The organism is Mediterranea sp. An20 (assembly GCF_002160055.1).
In the GTDB taxonomy this organism is placed as follows: domain Bacteria; phylum Bacteroidota; class Bacteroidia; order Bacteroidales; family Bacteroidaceae; genus Bacteroides; species Bacteroides avicola.
Map to the genome: position 1 here is coordinate 141,009 of NZ_NFJV01000004.1, position 18,854 is coordinate 159,862.

The following is an 18,854-nucleotide window of genomic DNA, read 5'->3' on the forward strand; positions in this document are numbered from 1 at the left end:
ACACAAACAGAAAAGGAACTACTCCATCCGTACGCCGCATTATAAATCTTGATACCACCTGAAGAAACAGGAATAATTTAAAACCACTTCTATACAAGGACTGTTATGAGAAAAAGTTTGTTGTTTGCCATGATTGCTTGCGCAGGACTATGCAGCTGTAATAAGGAAAAGCTGTCGGAACGGATATACAACCAAGGCATAAACGTGATTCCTGCCCCGGAGCAAATAGCACAAGGAAGCGGTACGTTTGTATTAGACAAAGATGCGTCCATCGGTATATCTCATGATTCGCTACAGCCGGTGGTTTCTTTCTATGCACAGAAAATGCGTGCATCGACCGGCTTCGGACTTCCGCAGAAAGAAGACGGGACCATCCGTCTGACCATCGATAAAACCGTGACGGGAAATGAGGCTTACCAGCTTCGCGTGACCGAAGACGGAGTGGAGGTACGTGCTTCCTCCCTGCGCGGCCTGTTTTACGGCATGGGCACGTTCCTGCAACTGCTGCCGGCCGAGATAGAGTCGCCGGAGTGCGTGGACGGTGTGGAGTGGACAGCTCCGGAAGTGGAGGTGACAGACAGTCCGCGCTTTCCCTATCGTGGTCTGATGCTCGACGTAACCCGCCACTTCATTTCCGTAGAAGGACTGAAGAAACACATAGACATGCTGGCCTCCATCAAAATCAATACACTGCATCTCCACCTCAGCGACTACCAAGGCTGGCGGGTGGAAATCAAGAAATATCCCTTGCTTACGGAAGTCGGCTCCCGGCGCATTGATGAATATGGCAAGGAATATTCCGGCTATTACACGCAGGACGACATCAGGGAAATAGTAGAATATGCACGCGAACGTTTCATCACCATCATCCCCGAAATAGACGTACCCGGACACAGCCTGGCAGCCATAGCCGCTTATCCGGAATTGTCGTGCACGGGCGAGAAATACGAGGTGATGAGCCGGTGGGGAAGATTTCCTGTGGTGTTCTGTCCGGGCAAGGAAGTGATGTTTGAAATGCTGGACGGCATCTTCGCCGAGATGTGCGCCCTGTTCCCCGGCCCGTATTTCCACATTGGTGGAGATGAATGCCCGAAAGAAGTATGGAAGACTTGCCCGCATTGCCAGAAGCGCATACAGGAAGAAGGACTGTGGACCGACAGCAAACATTCGTCAGTAGACAAGCTGCAGAGTTACGCCATAGCCCGGTGCGAACGTATCCTCAAGAAATATGGCAAGAGAATGATAGGCTGGGACGAGATACTGGAAGGCGGACTGGCTCCTGATGCCACTGTGATGTCGTGGCGGGGCGAAGCGGGCGGTATAGCTTCGGCACTGATGGACCATGACGTGATTATGACTCCTGCCAGTGGCGGCATGTATATAGACTATTACCAGGGAAACTCACAGGCGGAACCTTTTGCCTGGGGAGGATATGTTCCCATCAGCAAGACCTATTCGTACAATCCAGTACCGGACACACTGGTACAGATGGGTAAAGAGCAATACATACGGGGCGTGCAGGCCAATGCCTGGGCAGAGTGCATGTACACGGAGGATATAGTGGAATATCGGGTCTATCCGCGCATACTGGCGGTGGCTGAGGTAGGATGGACTCCGTTGAAGAATAAAGACTTTGCTGACTTCTCGCGCCGACTGAACAATGCTGCGGTCCGGATGGACTGCCGGGGGATAAACTACCACATCCCGGTGCCGGAACAGCCGGACTACTGCCGGAACCACGTTGCTTTTACGGACAGCACAGTGGTACAGTTCTCCACCTCGCGCCCCATGAAAATGGTCTACACTTTAGATGGCACGGAACCCGGACTACAATCGGCTGTCTATACAGAACCGCTTGTATTCAGGGAGAACGGGACCATAAAGATACGCAGCGTGTTGCCTTCGGGCAGGATGGGCATCGTACGGGAAGTGGAGGTAGAACGCCAGACCTTCCTGCCGGCATCGGCCGAAGAACCGGAGCATGAAGGATTACGCCTGCGCTTTTCGCCGACACGTTGCCTGTACGTCAGCGAGATGGCCGATGTGAAAGAGTGGAAAGACAGCATCCTCACTTCGATAGAACCCATAGTGAAGCTCCGGAAGAACAAGTATTCGGGCGTGGAGTTTTACGTGGCAGTGGCAGATGGATATTTTTATGTGCCGGAAGACGGCATCTATGAATTCTCGTCCAACAACACACGGATTACTGTCGGTGGCAGACTGGCGGTAGACAATGACGGGAAGCCGCAGATTAATTCCAAATATGGACGCTCGCTGGCCTTGTGCAAAGGCTGGCACAGCATCAAGGTGGAACAGATTTCCAACTTCATCGGCGGGTGGAACTCACAGCAGCGCAACGATGGGGCGGTTCGCTTCCGGAAGTATGGGGAGCAGGCATGGAAGCGGATTACAGCGGACCAACTGAAGTATAATTGAAGCTAAACAGTAATATATGAAACGTTGTATGTATATGAAAACGAGCATGCCGTATGCGGTAATGGGCGCCATGCTGCTGGGCGTGGCGGCTACGGCGACTGCACAGAACCCTACCAATATCGTGCTCATCAACCTGGACGATGTGGGCTACGGCGATTTTTCCTGCAACGGAGCCTTCGGCTACACCACGCCGAATATCGACCGGCTGGCATCGCAAGGCATGCGCTTCACGCATTTCCTGGCCTGCCAACCCATCAGCGGTGCATCACGTGCCGGACTTCTTACCGGTTGCTACCCCAACCGCATTGGCTTTGCCGGTGCTCCCGGACCCGACTCCGACTATGGCATCCACGCCGATGAGATGACAATGGGCGAACTGCTGAAACAGAAAGGTTATCGTACGGCCATATTCGGCAAGTGGCACTTGGGCGATGCCCGCCAGTTCCTACCGCTTCAGAATGGCTTCGACGAATATTATGGACTTCCTTACTCCAATGACATGTGGCCGAACCATCCGCAGCAGGGTGAGGTGTTCAACTTCCCGGACCTGCCTACATTCGACGGCAACGAGGTCGTAGGATACAATACGGACCAGAGCAGGTTCACTACTGACTACACAGCCCGTGCGGTTGCTTTCATCCGAAAGAACCGCGAGAAACCTTTCTTTGTCTACCTGGCACACTCCATGCCCCACGTTCCGCTTGCCGTGTCAGACAAATTCAAGGGGAAAAGCGAACAGGGTATGTTCGGCGACGTGATGATGGAAATAGACTGGAGCATCGGTGAAGTAGTGAAAACCTTGCAGGAAGAAGGAGTGTTGGAGAATACGCTGATTGTTGTGACCTCCGACAACGGCCCGTGGGCCAACTACGGGAACCATGCAGGTTCTGCCGGAGGATTGCGCGAGGCCAAGGCTACGACCTTCGAGGGTGGTAACCGCGTTCCTTGCATTGTGTACTGGCAAGGGCATACTCCTCCCGGAAGCATCTGCAACAAACTGGCTTCCAACATCGACCTTTTCCCGACTTTTGCCGAGGTGGCCGGTGCACCGCTTCCCGCGAAGAAAATAGACGGAGTCAGCCTCCTGTCACTCCTGCAGGGCGATGAAAAAGCCAATCCGCGCAGTTCGTTTGCCTACTATTACAACAAGAATGACTTGGAAGCCGTGACCGACGGCGAATTCAAGCTGGTCTTTCCCCACAAATACGTCACTTACGAAGCTTATGAACCGGGCAATGACGGACAGCCGGGCACGCTGACAACCCGTGTGCTGGAGAAGCCCGCACTTTACGACCTGCGTAGGGATCCGGGCGAACGTTATGACGTAATCACCCTCTATCCGGAGCGGGTCATCAAACTGCGGAAAATAGCAGAAGAAATGCGGACGGAATTGGGCGATGACCTCACCCGCAGGAAAGGCACGGGACGCCGCAGTCCGGGTAGGGTGGACGGTTCAGGAAACTGACTGCCTCAAATGCCATTTGAGCAACGTAACCCTGCATTTGAGCAGCGTAAAATGGCATTTGAGTGGCGTAACGCTGCGTTGTGTGAAGGCAATATTGCTGCCGTAATAAAGCAGTTTTCCCATGAACTGCCTTCACGGCTTCACGGAGGTTCAATTACCTGCTGCACAGTGTGTTGTTGTGAAAGATACATCCTTCACGTATCTTTCACTTCTTTCATTTTGCCAAATGCCATTTGAGGAGCGTAAAGTGGCATTTGAGCGGCGTAACCCTGCATTTGAGCGACGTAACCCTGCATTATATTATATAAAGGTTTCTAAAGGCTTGGAAGGCGACTTCAAAGCGATAAGACATTTGCTTCCAAAGTATAAGAAAAAAACTGTAAGCATCTGCCCGATTTGTGGCATCTGTGGCACAACAAGATGCGTGAAAGGTGTGTGAGAACACGATGTTTCACAGCATCTCTCACACACACAACGGTTTGCAGGACGGTGAAGGCGTGAAGGCATTGTTCTCAAAAAAAGACTGAAAAGACGGCATACCCCTGCTGACAGGCCCCACAACATGATGTCACACCCCTTGTTCTACAAGGTTTACACCGCCTGAAGATACGCCTTTTCGTGCAGAAGATGCCCGGCCTGCGGTTAAAATATCCGAAATCTTGCCCCAGATGGCAAGAAAAACATTATCTTTGCGACATATAGTATGTATAAAACCACAAGAAACAATGAAAATAGCATTGATAGGCTACGGCAAGATGGGCAGGGAAATAGAGCGCATCGCCCGCAGTCGCGGACATGAGATTGTCTGCATCATCGACTTGGATAACCAGAACGACTTTACTTCGGAGGCTTTCCGCAGTGCCGACGTCGCCATTGAGTTCACCAACCCGCAGGCCGCTTACGGCAACTACCTGCGCGCCTTTGAGGCCGGTGTCAAAGTGGTGTCGGGCAGTACGGGCTGGCTGAAAGGCCACGGCGACGATGTACGCCGCCTCTGTACCGACGAAGGCAAAACCCTGTTCTGGGCGTCCAACTTCAGCTTGGGGGTAGCCATCTTCTCCGCTGTCAACAAATACTTGGCACGCATCATGAACCAGTTCCCCGAATACGATGTGGCGATGGAAGAAACCCACCACATCCACAAGTTGGATGCACCGAGCGGTACCGCCATCACCTTGGCCGAAGGCATCATTGAAAACCTGGACCGCAAGACACGCTGGGTGAAAGGCACGCTGCAGGCTCCCGACGGCACCGTGACGGGTACCACCCAATGTGCCCCCGATGAACTGCCCGTCAGTGCCATCCGCCGCGATGAAGTGCCCGGCATACACAGCATCCGCTACGATTCGGCTGCCGACAGCATCACCATCACCCACGATGCCAAGAACCGCAGCGGCTTCGCCTTAGGTGCCGTGCTGGCAGCCGAATATACCGCTCAGCACACGGGGCTGCTGACGATGGAAGATCTTTTCCCATTCTTGAAAGCATAAGCACCATGGAATTTACCAACAACCCGAAACTGGACCGTCCGCAACAAACCAAAGGCAAAGGCCGTTGGATCAAGTTTATCATTGTCACCGTGCTCTACCTGCTGTTCCTCTGGTGGATAGAGAGTTGGTGGGGACTCATCGTAGTGCCCTTTATCTTCGATGTCTACATCAGCAAGATTATCCCTTGGGGATGGTGGCGCAAATCCAGGAATACGGCCGTGCGCGGTGTCATGAGCTGGGTCGATGCCATCGTATTTGCCTTAGTGGCGGTGTACTTTGTCAACATCTATCTGTTCCAGAACTACCAGATACCGTCGTCATCGCTGGAGAAATCGTTGCTGGTGGGCGACTTCCTCTATGTCAGCAAGGTAAGCTACGGACCGCGCGTGCCCAACACCCCGCTCTCCATGCCGCTGACACAACACACGCTGCCCATTTTCAATTGCAAGTCGTATCTGGAATGGCCGCATTGGGACTACAAGCGCGTGAAAGGTTTCGGCAACGTGAAGCAGGGTGACATTGTTGTATTCAACTTTCCCGCCGGCGACACGGTGGCCCTGAATCACCAGATGGAAGACTTCTATACGCTGGCCTACCGCGAAGGTCATCGCCTCTACCCCAACCCGGTAGAGATGGACAGCCTGACGCGCCAGCAGCAGCGTGCCGTCTACGACCTCTACTACGAAGGCGGACGCAAACTCATCCTCAGCAACCCGCAGGTATATGGCAAGGTCATTACCCGCCCCGTAGACCGCCGCGAGAACTACGTGAAGCGCTGTACGGGCCTGCCGGGCGATACACTGCAACTGGTGGACGGGCAGCTTTACATCAACGGAAAGATGATTCCCAACCCCGAAAACCTGCAGTTCAATTACTTCGTGCAGACTACCGGTCCGCTTATCACCGAAGACATGTTCCGCGAACTGGGCATCAGCAAGGACGACCAATGGCTCCTGCCCGACGATGCAGACAACCTCGCGATACTGGCCTCGATGGGACTGGATGCGTTGGATGCTCAAGGAAAACCTGCACCGGTCTACCACTTGCCGCTTACCCAAAAGATGTATGACACCTTGTCGGGCAACAAACGCCTGGTGGCCCGCATCGTGCGTGAACCGGCAGCCTACGGAGGCGATGTCTATCCGCTGAACCTGTATACCAAGTGGACGCGCGACGATTACGGTCCCGTATGGATTCCTGCCAAAGGAGCCACCATCACACTGACCGAAGACAACCTGCCCATCTACAGCCGCTGCATCGAGGCTTACGAAGGCAATAAGCTGGAACAGCGCGAAGACGGCATCTACATCAACGGGGAGAAAACAGACCACTATACGTTCCGGATGGATTATTACTGGATGATGGGAGACAACCGGCATAACTCGCTCGACTCACGCTACTGGGGATTCGTGCCCGAAGACCACGTTGTGGGTAAACCGCTGTTGGTGTGGCTTTCGCTGGATAAGGACCGCGGCTGGTTCGACGGAAAAATCCGTTGGGACCGCCTCTTCAAGTGGGTGGACAATAACTGACCACCGGAAAGCTAACCATTCCGACCGGGAACTTGCAATATGAAGAACAAAAAGATATGGAAAACAATGGTAGCCATTGGCGCAGCAGTGCTTGTGGGAGCAGTGCTGCGCACGTGTGTGACCGGTTCATATCTTATTCCGTCGCCGGGCATGGAGAACTCCCTCTACCAGGGCGAACGCATCCTGGTAAACAAATGGAGCTACGGACTGCGCCTGCCACTGATGGCGTGGTGGGGGTATCACCGCTGGGGAGCACGACCCGTACAACGGGAAGACATCATCCTCTTCAATAACCCTGCCAACCTGACGCAACCGATCATCAGCCGCCGCGAGACATTCATAGGCCGCTGTACGGGCACGCCGGGCGACACGTTACTGGTGGATTCGCTCTTTGCCGTAGTGCCGTCGGAAATGATGGCACCCGACCAGAAATTCCTTTTTTCATACCCCCGCACTTGCGAGGCACGTATTGACTCCTTGCTGGAACGGCTCTCCATACACTCGCCCCTGTTGGGCAAAGACTCCCTGAGAAGTATCCGCAGCTTCAGCCGCTATGAGTATTACCTGCTGGAGCAAGCCATCGGCGGACCGTGCTGGATTACACCGGCCGAGCCACGCGACTCCGTACAGAAGCTGCATCCGCTCATCATACCCGGACGGGGGATAAGCATACGCGTACGGCCGTGGAACCGGGCTCTGCTGTGCAACACACTGCTGCTGCACGAACACCGCGATGCTTTTATCCAAAACGACACACTCTATGTAGACGGTCAACCTACCCAAACGTGTTCGTTCACCAAAGACTACTATTGGATAACGGTCAACAATCCTTCCAACCTTTCCGACTCCCGTCTCTTCGGCTTCGTACCCGAGGACCACATCATCGGCAAAGCAACCCGCATCTGGCTGTCGAAACAAGAAGGCACCGGACTCTTCAGCGGATACAGGTGGGAGCGGACCGGCATGGAGGTGAAGTAAAATAAACGAAAGAACAGAACGAAAGATATGCCGACCCAGACAACCGTACTCCTTTCTACCGCCTATCTGGCCCCCGTAGAATACTACACCAAACTGCTGGCCTACGACCGGATAAGGATAGAGCAATACGACCATTACCAGAAACAGACTTACCGCAACCGGTGCACCATAGCCTCGCCCAGCGGACCACTGGCCCTCACCGTGCCCACCGTCAAACCCAGCACGTTGAAGTGCTTCACACGAGACATCCGCATTTCCGACCACGGAAACTGGCGGCACCTGCACTGGAATGCCTTGGAGTCGGCCTACAACCATACGCCTTTCTTCGAATATTATAAAGACGACTTCCGACCCTTCTACGAACAAAGATATGAATTTCTTACCGACTTTAACGAAGCGCTGTGCCGGCTGGTATGTTCGCTGATAGACTTCAGTCCCTGCCTGGAGCGCACCGCGGATTATATGGTGCAGCCTCCTCCGGACACCGAAGACTTCCGCGAACGCATCCATCCCAAAAAAGACTTCCGAACGGAAGACCCCGCTTTCCAGCCTTGCCCCTACTACCAGGTATTCCAGGAAAAGCTGGGATTCCTGCCCAACCTCAGCATCATCGACCTGTTGTTTAACATGGGACCGGAAAGCCTGCTGGTGCTACGCAATAGTTGCCGGACATAATTCTTTCTATATTTCACTAACAATCAACAGCTTGCTGCTTATATACAACGAGCCTGCCTCTTATAGCCAAGGAGCCGGCTTCCCATCGCTTGGAAGTTTGCTCCCCATCGCTTAAAAAGCGGCCTCCCCTCATTCATAGATTCAACCCGTATATTTCTTATGTTGAAACTGCAAATACCAGACAATGCAACGCGCGTCCTGCTGCATTCATGTTGCGCCCCCTGCTCGTCGGCCATCATCGAATGCATGCTTGCCAACGGCATACGCCCGACCGTGTTTTATTGTAATCCCAACATCTATCCGGCCGAAGAATACGAAATCCGCAAACGCGAAGCCATCCGCTTCGTCACCTCCCAAGGGCTGGATTTTGTAGATGCCGACTACGACCACACCCGCTGGCTGTGTGACGTGGCAGGACTGGAAAACGAACCGGAACGCGGGCGCCGGTGCCTGCGCTGCTTCACCCTACGCCTGGAAGCTACGGCCGCCTACGCCGCCAGACACGGTTTCCGGCTATTTACCACCACCTTGGCTTCCTCACGCTGGAAAAGCCTGGACCAGATAAACGAAGCTGGAAAGATAGCCGCCTCACACCATCCCGGTACTGTCTTCTGGGAGCAGAACTGGAGGAAAGGTGGCTTGCAGGAACGCCGGAACCAACTGCTCAAAGAGTACGGTTTCTACAACCAGCTATATTGCGGTTGCGAATTCAGCATGCAGCGGCTGAGAAAAGAAGAAAAAGATGAAAATGACAACTGCCAGGAAAAGGAGAGATGACACCGGACTTCTCCCACCTTCTCAGTCGTACAGCAACGTCGAGAGATGGGAAGTTGCCAGCACATCACCTGCCACGTCCAGAAGCTGGTCGGACGTCAGTGCCTCGATGCGGCGAAACAGGTCGGCCATCGTTTCATAACGGTCATAGTGCAGATATGTTTTGGCCATGCTCAAGGCATTGTTCTCGGCATTGTCCGAAGCCACTATCAGCTGGCCGATGAGCTGCTTTTTGGCGGCAGCCAACTGAGAAGGAGTCAGACGCCGGTCGCGCAAGCGTTGCAGTTCCTTGTACACCAACCGAATGCAAGTATCCGTATCAGCAGGGTCGCATCCGAAGTAAATGCAGAAAGCTCCCGTATCAGTATAAGCCAAAAGATTAGCCTCCACGCTGTACACCAGTCCGCGGCGTTCGCGCAAAGCCACATTCAGACGACTGTTCATGCCGGGACCTCCCAGCAGATTGGTCAGCAGATAGAGCGAAGTCCGGCGCGGGTCGTAAGCATCATAAGCACGGGCTCCTATCATCACATGGGCCTGGTGAGTATCGCGGTGAAACACCCGCATGGCAGGTTCGTAAGGTGGAGGGGGTAGCCGATGTCCTTGCCCGGCAGACACGTCATGCCTCAACAAAGCCCCGTCGCCTGCAGCAGAAAGCCCTCCCGCCGGAGGAATGTCAGCAAGGAAGCGTTCGGCCAGCCTCAACACCCGCCGGAAATCCACCTCACCGCGCACGAAGAACACCATCCGCTCCGGACGGTAATGCCTGGCAGTAAAAGAAGCGGCATCTTCGCCACGAAAAGTTTTCAACCGTTCGGGCGTCCCCAATATATTGTGTCCCAACGGATGCCCGCGGAAGATAAGATTCTCGAAATCGTCGAAAATCAACTCCGAAGGACTGTCCTCATACGATTGTATCTCGTCGATGATAACCTCCGTTTCCTTCTCTACTTCGCTTTGCGGAAAGGTAGAGTGAAACACGATGTCGGCCAGCAGCTCGAAAGCACGGGCAAAATGCTCGACAGGAAAAGCACAGTACACCACCGTCTCTTCCTTGTTGGTATAGGCATTGAGGTCGCCGCCCACGTTCTCCATGCGGTTCAGGATGTGCCAAGCCTTACGGCGGCGGGTACCTTTAAAAAGAAGATGCTCCACGAAATGTGCCATGCCATGCTCGCACTCATCCTCATCGCGCGTACCGGCATCGACGGCAAAGCCGCAATAAGCCACCCGCGAAGACACGGGTTCGTGGATGATACGCAGACCGTTGGGCAAGGTAAAGCGGTGACATACAGACGGAAATTCCTCAGGATTCTTCATTGCAATGCAGACTTCTGTTAAACAATTCGTTTTCTACGGGCGCAAAAATACAACAAAACTTATTGCCGTTTATGGAAAATTGCAGATATTTGCAAAGACCATTCCCAACGCCACCACGGTGGAGCGGAAGGGAAACATGAATTTATAAATACTATGCGAAAAGTAATCGGTATCGGAGAAACCCTTCTGGACATTATCTTCCGCGACGGACAACCCACGGCAGCCGTCCCCGGAGGTTCGGTATTCAACGGCATTGTTTCGCTGGCACGCACGGGAGTGCCGGTATGCTTCGTCAGCGAAACGGGCAACGACCGCGTGGGTGACATCATCCTGCGCTTCATGCGCGACAACGGCATCGACACCAGCCATATTTACGTCTTTCCCAACGGCAAGTCGCCCGTGTCGCTCGCCTTCCTTGACGAGAAAAGCAATGCCGAATATCTCTTTTACAAGAACTATCCCACCCAACGGATCGATGTGGAGTTCCCGCCTATCACCGAAGAAGACATCGTAGTGCTGGGCTCATACTACGCCCTGAGTCCCGTGCTGCGCGAGAAAGTCACCGAATTGCTTGACAAGGCAAGGCAAGCCAACGCCATCGTTTACTACGACCCGAACTTCCGTGCCTCACACAAGGAAGAAGCCATCAAGCTGGCACCTACCATCATTGAAAACCTGGAATATGCCACCATTGTACGCGGCTCGCTGGAAGACTTCTTCTACATGTATGGGCTGAAAGATGCCGACCGCATCTACCGGGAGAAAATCAAATTCTATTGCCCCACATTCCTCTGCACGGACGGTGCCGGCACGGTGTCTTTGCGCACATCTGCCCTCGCCAAAGACTATAACGTGGCACCCTTGCAGACGTTGAGCACCATCGGCGCGGGCGACAACTTCAATGCAGGCATCATCTACGGACTGCTGAAACACGGCGTACACCGCGACACACTGGGTCAGACAAACGAATCTACTTGGAATGCTATCGTGCAATGCGGCATGGATTTTGCCGCCGACGTATGCCGCAGCTTCAATAACTCGGTATCGCCCGAATTTGCAGAAAGTCACCGGATATGAATATGACTCCCGCAGATTGCCCGGACGATTATCCCTTCCGAATCGTCCGGGCAACTGCACACCTGCCCTCACCACCTCATGCTTCAGGCATACGCTCGCCCCACTTCCCCTTTCTACGTTTATTATTTATTCCAAAGAAAGCTAAAAACTGCCACATTCTTCAACCGTCTGCCAGCAAAAAAGTTTTATATTTGCTTTCAAAGATTAGGTGAAATGACTATGTACAAGAATCTATTAAACGGACTAACGCTGACCTTGTTGCTTTCTGCCTGCGGAGGAGCTACCCCGCACATCACCGTTGTATGCGAGGAAAACAACGTGGGCAATAGCATTGTACAGTGGAAAACACAACCTGCGCTGCAGGGACAAGTAAAGGTCTTTGCCTCCACCGACCCCGAAAACATTCCAGAAACAACCCCCGTGGCTTCGGCCAATATCGCTGACCAGTGGACTGTCGTGGTGAACAACGACCCCTCAAAGCGCTATTATTACACCTTGCTGTTTGATAACCGATACCGCGCACATGTGGCCTCACGGAACATCAACATGCCCGGAACGCAAAACTTCCGCGACCTTGGCGGTTATCCTGTCTACCCGCGCCATAAACGCATACGATGGGGAATGCTTTACCGCTCAGCACAAATGGATTTAAGCAACCCGGCTACCGTGCAGAAACTGCAGAACTTAGGCATACGCACCATCATCGACCTGCGCGACTCGACCGAACGCACTCCCGACTCTCTTCCCCCGGACACCGGATTACGCGAAGTGAACATCCCCATACAGGCGGGCAGTCTGAAGCACATTCTGGAAGGCATCAACAGCCACAGCATCTGCAGCGATACGGTCTACCGCATCGTAGAGCGCATCAACCGACATATTGTAAGCCAACATGCCTCCGACTTCCGCCGCATGTTCGATATTCTGTCCGAACGTCAGAACTATCCTGTTGTCATCCACTGCACCACTGGCAAGGGACGTACGGGCATCGCCTCAGCACTGATACTCGCTGCCTTGGGAGTAAACGATGAAATCATCATGGACGATTATTGCCTGAGCAAAGATTTCTTCAACATCACGACTGCTGCCAGCTATGCCTACCACTTGCCGGCATCTTCACAAGAAGCCATCACCACCGTCTATTCTGCACGCGAAAACTTCCTCAATGCCGCCAAAGATGAAATAGAACGACGGTACGGAAGCGTAGATAATTACCTGCAGTATGCCGTAGGTCTACAGAAAAAAGATCTTAAACAACTGCGGGACATCTTACTGGTGAAAGATGAAGAGCGGGTGCACATAGGAACAACAAGAACACCACTTTTACTCTCCTCTCCCGCCCTGCCCTTCCTAAGGAACTAAGCCATCCTGCCAACCTATACAGTCACAGAATCAGAGAGAAACGGACTTTCATTCCTACCGGAAGCAGATGCCCCGGAGAGAAGCCTGCCCCCTCAGCGACCATCGTGCAGACATGCCCCAGCCGTATGCACTTCCTGCCCGGGAAGGGGAAGAAGCATGCCCTTACCTGCCACATCTTTAAAGCCTTATACCAGCATTAATTAATCTTGTACACTTACTTATCAAAGAAAAGTATTACCTTTGTGCCCTGAAAAGTAAGATATACAAAGAATTAAGACTGAATGAAGACATTTGAAGAGCTCGGTGTGTCGCCGGAGATACGTCGAGCCATTGAAGAAATGGGCTACGAACAGCCCATGCCGGTACAAGAAGAAGTGATTCCTTATCTGCTGGGAGAAAACAACGATGTCGTGGCGCTGGCACAGACGGGCACAGGCAAAACCGCAGCCTATGGCCTGCCCCTGATCCAGAAAACAGACGTAGGCCGGTGCGAACCGCAAGCCCTTATCCTCAGCCCCACACGTGAACTGTGTCTGCAAATTGCAGGTGACTTGAACGACTACTCCAAATACATCGACGGCCTGCACGTGTTGCCCGTCTACGGAGGCTCGTCTATCGAAAGCCAGATACGCGCCTTAAAACGGGGCGTACACATCATCGTTGCAACACCCGGACGCCTGCTCGACCTGATGCAGCGCAAAACCGTTTCGCTGGCTACCGTACGCAACGTAGTGCTGGACGAAGCCGATGAGATGCTCAACATGGGATTCAGCGAAAGCCTCAACGCCATATTGGCCGATGTGCCCCAAGACCGCAACACGCTACTCTTCTCGGCTACCATGAGTGCTGAAATATCACGCATCGCCCAGAACTACCTGCACAATGCCAAAGAAATCACCATCGGCCGGAAAAATGAAGGCACTGCCAACGTCAAGCACATTGCCTACATCGTACACGCCAAAGACAAATACGAGACTCTGAAACGCATTGTCGACTACAATCCGAATATCTACGGAATCATATTCTGCCGTACCCGCAAAGAAACGCAGGAGATTGCCGACAAACTGATGCAGGAAGGGTACAACGCCGACTCGCTGCACGGTGACCTGAGCCAGGCACAGCGCGATGCCGTGATGCAGAAATTCCGCATACGCAACCTGCAACTGCTGGTGGCTACCGATGTAGCTGCACGCGGACTGGATGTGGACGACCTGACACACGTCATCAACTATGGACTGCCCGAAGACACTGAAAGCTACACACACCGCAGCGGACGCACAGGACGAGCCGGGAAAACCGGTATCTCCGTAGCCATCATTAACCTGCGCGAGAAGGGACGTATGCGTGAAATAGAACGAATCATCGGCAAGAAATTCGAGATGGGGCAAATGCCTACCGCACGAGACATCTGCCAACGACAATTGCTGAAGGTCATCGACGACCTGGAGAAGGTGAAAGTGAACGAAGAAGAAATAGCCGACTTCATGCCCGATATATACCGCAAATTGGACTGGCTCTCCAAGGAAGACCTCATCAAGCGCATGGTAAGCCATGAGTTCAACCGGTTCTCGGACTACTACCGCAACCGTCCGGACATTGAGACTGCCAGGGAGGGAAAAGATGCCGACAGGAAAGACAAGAAAAGCCGGAAAGAAAAGAAAGGAGAAAGCGGCAACTCACAACGGCAGGCAGAGCCTGGCTATACGCGCTTCTTCATTAATGTGGGAAAGAACGACGGTCTTCTCCCCAACGAACTTATCGGCATTATCAACACCCATGTACGCGGACGGGTAGAAATCGGACGCATTGACCTCATGCGCAGTTTCTCATTCTTTGAGGTGGCCGAGGAGTCGACTTCAAGCATACTCAAGGGCCTGGCACACGTTAATTGGAAAGGACACAAGATTGTGGTTGAAGTGGCAGGAGAGCCCAACAATTCTACTCCCAAGCCATCCCGCAAGAAAGAAACCAAGACGCAGAAAGCCGCCAAGTCCGAACGGAATACCCCCACTGCTGCTACAACCGGAAAAACGAAAAAGAAAGAGAAACCCAGCCGGGAAGAGCGCGGTTATACCAAAGCCCGCGGACGTAAGGACGACTGGCAACAGTTCTTCCAGCACAACGATGATGACCCGCGCTGGAAGGAGCCGGACTTCAGCGAGGATGGCTGGGCAAAGAAAAGCAAGAAAAAACGCTGACCGTCTTCACAGACAGACAGGGCAAGGGTTGACCTTGCCCTGTCTCATTTAGAAAAAGATTCCGGATTAACTCCGGAAGATAATATCCCCACATACAGACCCGCCTCACGGCCTGGTTTATAATCATCTGCCCTACAGACATTTGTTTCTTACAGATAAGAAGTACGCTCCTTATCTGTAAGCAGTCTGCTGCTAATTAATAAGGCATCGGCTTCCCATAGCTAAGCCGTCTGCCGCTTAATTGACAGCCGTTCCGACTTCTTCGGCAGTCAGCTGTTCGCCGTTCCATTCCACCCAATAAGACTTACCCGCCTCGGTTGGGAATGAAAGTTCCTTGCCTTTATAGCGCACGACACAAGAGACACCCGAACCGGAATGCACCTTCGCCCGTGTCAGGTTATTGTCTTCCCAATATAGGTCCAGCACAAAATTGCCTCTTGCCCGTACTCCGGTCAGACACCCCTCGTGCCAGACATCCGGCAGCGCAGGCAACAGCTGGATAAACCCCGCATGGCTCTGTAGCAGCATCTCCGTCACACCAGCCGTCCCGCCAAAATTGCCGTCTATCTGAAAAGGCGGATGCGAATCCCAAAGGTTTTCGTTGGTACCGTTCTTCAGCAAGTTGCCGAACAACGTATAAGCCCGGTTGCCATCCTGCAGGCGTGCCCACTGGTTCAGTTTCCAGCCCATGCCCCAGCCGGTGGCACCATCACCCCTGTGTTCCAATACCACGCGGGCAGCCTTGGCCAAGTCGGGAGTAGTGACAGGTGAAATGGTATGGCCCGGATGCAGGCCGAAGAGATGATTGACATGCCGGTGCTCGTCTGTAGGATTGTCGATGTCTTCCGACCATTCCATCAGCTGACCGTATCGTCCGATGCGATAAGGAGCCAGATGGGCCAGCACATTTTCCCACTGCGCACGTTCTTCTGCATCCACGCCCAGTGTCCGGCTGGCCTCGACTGCATCCAGCAGGAGTTCACGAATCACGGCATGGGCATACGTAGTGCCCTCGTCGATGGGTCCATGTTCGGGGGAAGTCGAAGGTGCAGCCGTGTACGTGCCGTCGGGCTTACGCCACAGGTAATCGACGCTGAACTGCGCAGCCCCCTTCAGCAGGTCGTAAGAATCCCGCAGGAAATCCAGGTCGCGCGTAAAGTCATAATAGTTCCAGATATGCGTAGCCAGCCACGGGCCTGCCACAGGATTGAAATTCCACGACATATCCTTATCACGCAAAGGAGTAGTGAAGCCAAAGGGATTGGACGAGATAGATGCCGTCCAGCCGCGGGCTCCGAAATAGGCCTTGGCCGTGCGCATACCGGGCACTGCCAGCGAACGGATGTATTCAAACAAGGGAGTTTCACACTCCGGCAGGTTGGTCACACAAGCAGGCCAGTAATTCATCTGCAGGTTGATGTTGTTGTGATAGTCCATGTGCCAGGGACCATCTATGTTGTTGTGCCACATTCCCTGCAAGTTGGCAGGGAGATTGCCGGGACGGGAAGAAGCTATCAGCAGATAGCGCCCGTATTGGAAATAGAGTGCTTCCAACCCATAATCGGGCGCACCGGTGCGGTAACGCTTCAGCCGCTGCGGAGTAGGAAGCGCATCGCCCTGGGTAAGATAGCCGGGATTCAGCTGCAGACTGCAACGGTGGAACAAAGGCATATAGTCTGCCAAGTGTCGGGACCGAAGCATATCATAGCCTTTGCCTGATGCCGCATCCATCCACTCGCGGGTGGTGCGTTCCGGATTCACACCGACATACGTGCGCGGGTCTGCAAAATCGGGATGAAAACTAATCTTGTAATCCGTGTCGGCCGTAACCAGAAAGACCACCTCGTCTGCCTGCTCCACGCGGATACGACCCGCCCGTCTGTCGACCTTCACCTTTCCACCGGTGGCCAAGGCACGGATGCGCACCACATATTTCATGCCGTTATTGTCCAACGAAGCCACATAGCTCAACTCGCCCCCGCGACCAGCCCGGAACTGTCCTTCCGACACCGGATTGGGCAAATAGGAAAACGTCAGATTCTGCATGCCTTTCCGGCTGGCAGTGAACCGCATCGCCAGCACATTGTCGGGAAAGGATGTAAAAAACTCCCGGCGATAATCCACGTCTCCGCAAGCAAATCTCACTGTCACCAAGGCCGAATCGAGCGACAAGGTCCTGGCATAGTCGCTGACGGGAAGCCCGTCTAATCCGGTGGCGATGCGGAATTCACCCGCCGTGGTGAAACAGCCAAAGCGGTAAGGTTCTTCATCGGCTGCTTCGTAAGACACCTCACTGTTGAAATGGTCCTGCGTCAGTTGTGCCGCCTTTTCCTTATCTCCGTCCAGAAAAGCCTGGCGGATTTCTTTCAAGACAGGAGCTGATTCTTTATTGACATTCCAATAATAAGCCGCTCCTTTGCGGGTATTCGGGCCGCCCAGCCACAAGCTCTTTTCATTAAAAGTCAGACGCTCCTCAGCCACCGAACCGAACACGTTGGCACCGATACTTCCGTTGCCGACGGGAAGAGAAGCATGTTCCCATTCCCAATCCGGATTGACGGCTGGCCCTGATGAGGCATTTCCTGCCTCCCATGCCGGAACCGGCGACGACTGACAAGGTTTATCAAACCAAATAACCTGCCCACTCTCTTGGGCAGCAACAAACTCCGGCAACAGCGTCAACTGTACCAGTAGCACCGATAAGACACTTTTGAGTTTCATCACAATCTTGTTTTAAATGTTTGTATGATGAACAAATTTGGCATTTATTCTCCATAAACGGCGGGAAAGGAGCGTAGATTTAACAGAAATACAAGATTTTAAACAAGATGCCACACCCCCACACGCCTTCACGGCCTACAGACTATGCCTTTTCCGCCCGACTCAGGAGACGTATTTTACAACAAAGCCACCGTTTTCTCCGATGCTGCTCTTCGAAAACGGTAGCGGTTTATCTGCTCAGTTTATATTTCCATCAATCGCCTTCAGGCAAGGTGCCGTCTTCCTTGCTCCAGCCCGGATTCTGATAAATGGAAGAGGTGTCATAATCATTAGAGCCCTCTACCTCCGTGGTCATACGGAACTCATAGTTGCTGATAGGATACAGATACTTGGCCGGATTCCAGTTCAAGCCGTCAAAGCCGATGTTGCTGGCACTTTTGCGATAAGGTAGATAGTATTTACCTTCGGCATACTCATCCGTTTCCGAAGAAATATTCGGAGCACTGGTATCACTTCCATAAGGCTGCAACGTAATGACATCCAAAGCCGTCATGGCATCTTCCGGAGTAGGATTCGTGTACAACTGATACATGCTCTCCCAGAAGTTGAATCCCTGGAGGTGTACGTTCTGCACTTGGTCCAATGCACGCCAACGCTTCAAGTCGTTAAAACGGAAACCTTCGGAAACCAACTCTATACGACGCTCACGACGGATGTTATACAGAGTAGCGTCTACCTGTTTTCCAATCGAATAGCTGCCCCAGTCCAACGTTTCCTTCGACATATCCGTATTATTGATGGTCAACTGATAGTCTGTAGACACACC

15 protein-coding genes are annotated in these 18,854 nt (G+C 53.1%); 11 read left to right on the plus strand and 4 right to left on the minus strand.

The window, feature by feature from the left end; translation table 11 throughout:
- Positions 1-105 precede the first annotated feature (105 nt).
- The 8 genes from B5F34_RS04170 (at position 106) to B5F34_RS04200 (ending at position 9,353) form a co-directional block, all read left to right on the plus strand.
- Positions 106-2,436, plus strand: a complete 2,331-nt coding sequence (locus B5F34_RS04170; RefSeq protein ID WP_087335363.1) for a family 20 glycosylhydrolase — start codon at positions 106-108, stop codon at positions 2,434-2,436.
- A gap of 61 nt (positions 2,437-2,497) precedes the next feature.
- Positions 2,498-3,901, plus strand: a complete 1,404-nt coding sequence (locus B5F34_RS04175) for a sulfatase (RefSeq protein WP_239448801.1) — start codon at positions 2,498-2,500, stop codon at positions 3,899-3,901.
- Between the two features lie 121 nt (positions 3,902-4,022).
- Positions 4,023-4,340 carry a hypothetical protein gene (locus B5F34_RS17700; RefSeq protein ID WP_204245582.1) on the plus strand — a complete coding sequence of 106 codons (318 nt, stop codon included), beginning with the start codon at positions 4,023-4,025 and terminating at the stop codon, positions 4,338-4,340.
- A gap of 286 nt (positions 4,341-4,626) precedes the next feature.
- Complete coding sequence (gene dapB, locus B5F34_RS04180; RefSeq protein ID WP_087335364.1) at positions 4,627-5,391, plus strand: 4-hydroxy-tetrahydrodipicolinate reductase; 765 nt, start codon at positions 4,627-4,629, stop codon at positions 5,389-5,391.
- A 5-nt stretch (positions 5,392-5,396) separates the two neighbouring features.
- On the plus strand, positions 5,397-6,923 hold the full coding sequence (locus tag B5F34_RS04185; RefSeq protein ID WP_087335366.1) for a S26 family signal peptidase: 1,527 nt from the start codon (positions 5,397-5,399) through the stop codon (positions 6,921-6,923).
- A gap of 39 nt (positions 6,924-6,962) precedes the next feature.
- A complete protein-coding gene (locus B5F34_RS04190) occupies positions 6,963-7,901 on the plus strand; it encodes a S26 family signal peptidase (RefSeq protein WP_239448797.1) in 939 nt (312 codons plus the stop codon).
- Between the two features lie 27 nt (positions 7,902-7,928).
- A complete protein-coding gene (locus B5F34_RS04195; protein ID WP_087335368.1) occupies positions 7,929-8,576 on the plus strand; it encodes a WbqC family protein in 648 nt (215 codons plus the stop codon).
- Positions 8,577-8,735: 159 nt separating this feature from the next.
- Entirely contained in the window at positions 8,736-9,353 is a 618-nt protein-coding gene (locus tag B5F34_RS04200) for an epoxyqueuosine reductase QueH (RefSeq protein WP_087335370.1), read from the plus strand.
- Between the two features lie 21 nt (positions 9,354-9,374).
- Here B5F34_RS04200 and B5F34_RS04205 read toward each other — a convergent pair whose 3' ends face one another.
- Positions 9,375-10,670: a pitrilysin family protein gene (locus B5F34_RS04205; RefSeq protein WP_087335372.1), complete on the minus strand. Its 1,296-nt coding sequence runs from the start codon at positions 10,668-10,670 to the stop codon at positions 9,375-9,377.
- A 153-nt stretch (positions 10,671-10,823) separates the two neighbouring features.
- Between B5F34_RS04205 and B5F34_RS04210 the strand changes: the two genes are divergently transcribed.
- A complete protein-coding gene (locus B5F34_RS04210; RefSeq protein ID WP_087335374.1) occupies positions 10,824-11,747 on the plus strand; it encodes a carbohydrate kinase in 924 nt (307 codons plus the stop codon).
- A gap of 219 nt (positions 11,748-11,966) precedes the next feature.
- Positions 11,967-13,109, plus strand: coding sequence for a tyrosine-protein phosphatase (locus tag B5F34_RS04215; protein ID WP_087335413.1), 1,143 nt, complete (start codon positions 11,967-11,969; stop codon positions 13,107-13,109).
- Positions 13,110-13,131: 22 nt separating this feature from the next.
- Here the strand turns inward: B5F34_RS04215 and B5F34_RS17540 are convergent, their stop codons facing one another.
- Entirely contained in the window at positions 13,132-13,284 is a 153-nt protein-coding gene (locus B5F34_RS17540) for a hypothetical protein (RefSeq protein ID WP_162609281.1), read from the minus strand.
- 106 nt (positions 13,285-13,390) lie between these two features.
- On the opposite strand from B5F34_RS17540, the gene B5F34_RS04220 reads away from it, so the two are divergent.
- Positions 13,391-15,307 carry a DEAD/DEAH box helicase gene (locus B5F34_RS04220; RefSeq protein WP_087335376.1) on the plus strand — a complete coding sequence of 639 codons (1,917 nt, stop codon included), beginning with the start codon at positions 13,391-13,393 and terminating at the stop codon, positions 15,305-15,307.
- A gap of 237 nt (positions 15,308-15,544) precedes the next feature.
- Here B5F34_RS04220 and B5F34_RS04225 read toward each other — a convergent pair whose 3' ends face one another.
- The gene (locus B5F34_RS04225) at positions 15,545-18,028 is read right to left on the minus strand and encodes a glycoside hydrolase N-terminal domain-containing protein (protein WP_087335379.1); all 2,484 of its coding nucleotides are present in this window, start codon (positions 18,026-18,028) and stop codon (positions 15,545-15,547) included.
- 253 nt (positions 18,029-18,281) lie between these two features.
- The coding region (locus B5F34_RS04230; RefSeq protein WP_140392950.1) for a RagB/SusD family nutrient uptake outer membrane protein at positions 18,282-18,854 on the minus strand (573 nt) is incomplete at its 5' end.

Bases quoted from the DNA above. Each gene is read 5' to 3' on its own strand.
- B5F34_RS04210 (WP_087335374.1), top strand. From the start codon at position 10,824: ATGCGAAAAGTAATCGGTATCGGAGAAACCCTTCTGGACATTATCTTC.
- B5F34_RS04195 (WP_087335368.1), top strand. From the start codon at position 7,929: ATGCCGACCCAGACAACCGTACTCCTTTCTACCGCCTATCTGGCCCCC.
- B5F34_RS17540 (WP_162609281.1), bottom strand. From the start codon at position 13,284: ATGTGGCAGGTAAGGGCATGCTTCTTCCCCTTCCCGGGCAGGAAGTGC.
- dapB (WP_087335364.1), top strand. From the start codon at position 4,627: ATGAAAATAGCATTGATAGGCTACGGCAAGATGGGCAGGGAAATAGAG.
- B5F34_RS04225 (WP_087335379.1), bottom strand. From the start codon at position 18,028: ATGAAACTCAAAAGTGTCTTATCGGTGCTACTGGTACAGTTGACGCTG.
- B5F34_RS04215 (WP_087335413.1), top strand. From the start codon at position 11,967: ATGTACAAGAATCTATTAAACGGACTAACGCTGACCTTGTTGCTTTCT.
- B5F34_RS04185 (WP_087335366.1), top strand. From the start codon at position 5,397: ATGGAATTTACCAACAACCCGAAACTGGACCGTCCGCAACAAACCAAA.
- B5F34_RS04205 (WP_087335372.1), bottom strand. From the start codon at position 10,670: ATGAAGAATCCTGAGGAATTTCCGTCTGTATGTCACCGCTTTACCTTG.
- B5F34_RS17700 (WP_204245582.1), top strand. From the start codon at position 4,023: ATGAACTGCCTTCACGGCTTCACGGAGGTTCAATTACCTGCTGCACAG.
- B5F34_RS04190 (WP_239448797.1), top strand. From the start codon at position 6,963: ATGAAGAACAAAAAGATATGGAAAACAATGGTAGCCATTGGCGCAGCA.
- B5F34_RS04175 (WP_239448801.1), top strand. From the start codon at position 2,498: ATGGGCGCCATGCTGCTGGGCGTGGCGGCTACGGCGACTGCACAGAAC.
- B5F34_RS04200 (WP_087335370.1), top strand. From the start codon at position 8,736: ATGTTGAAACTGCAAATACCAGACAATGCAACGCGCGTCCTGCTGCAT.
- B5F34_RS04220 (WP_087335376.1), top strand. From the start codon at position 13,391: ATGAAGACATTTGAAGAGCTCGGTGTGTCGCCGGAGATACGTCGAGCC.
- B5F34_RS04170 (WP_087335363.1), top strand. From the start codon at position 106: ATGAGAAAAAGTTTGTTGTTTGCCATGATTGCTTGCGCAGGACTATGC.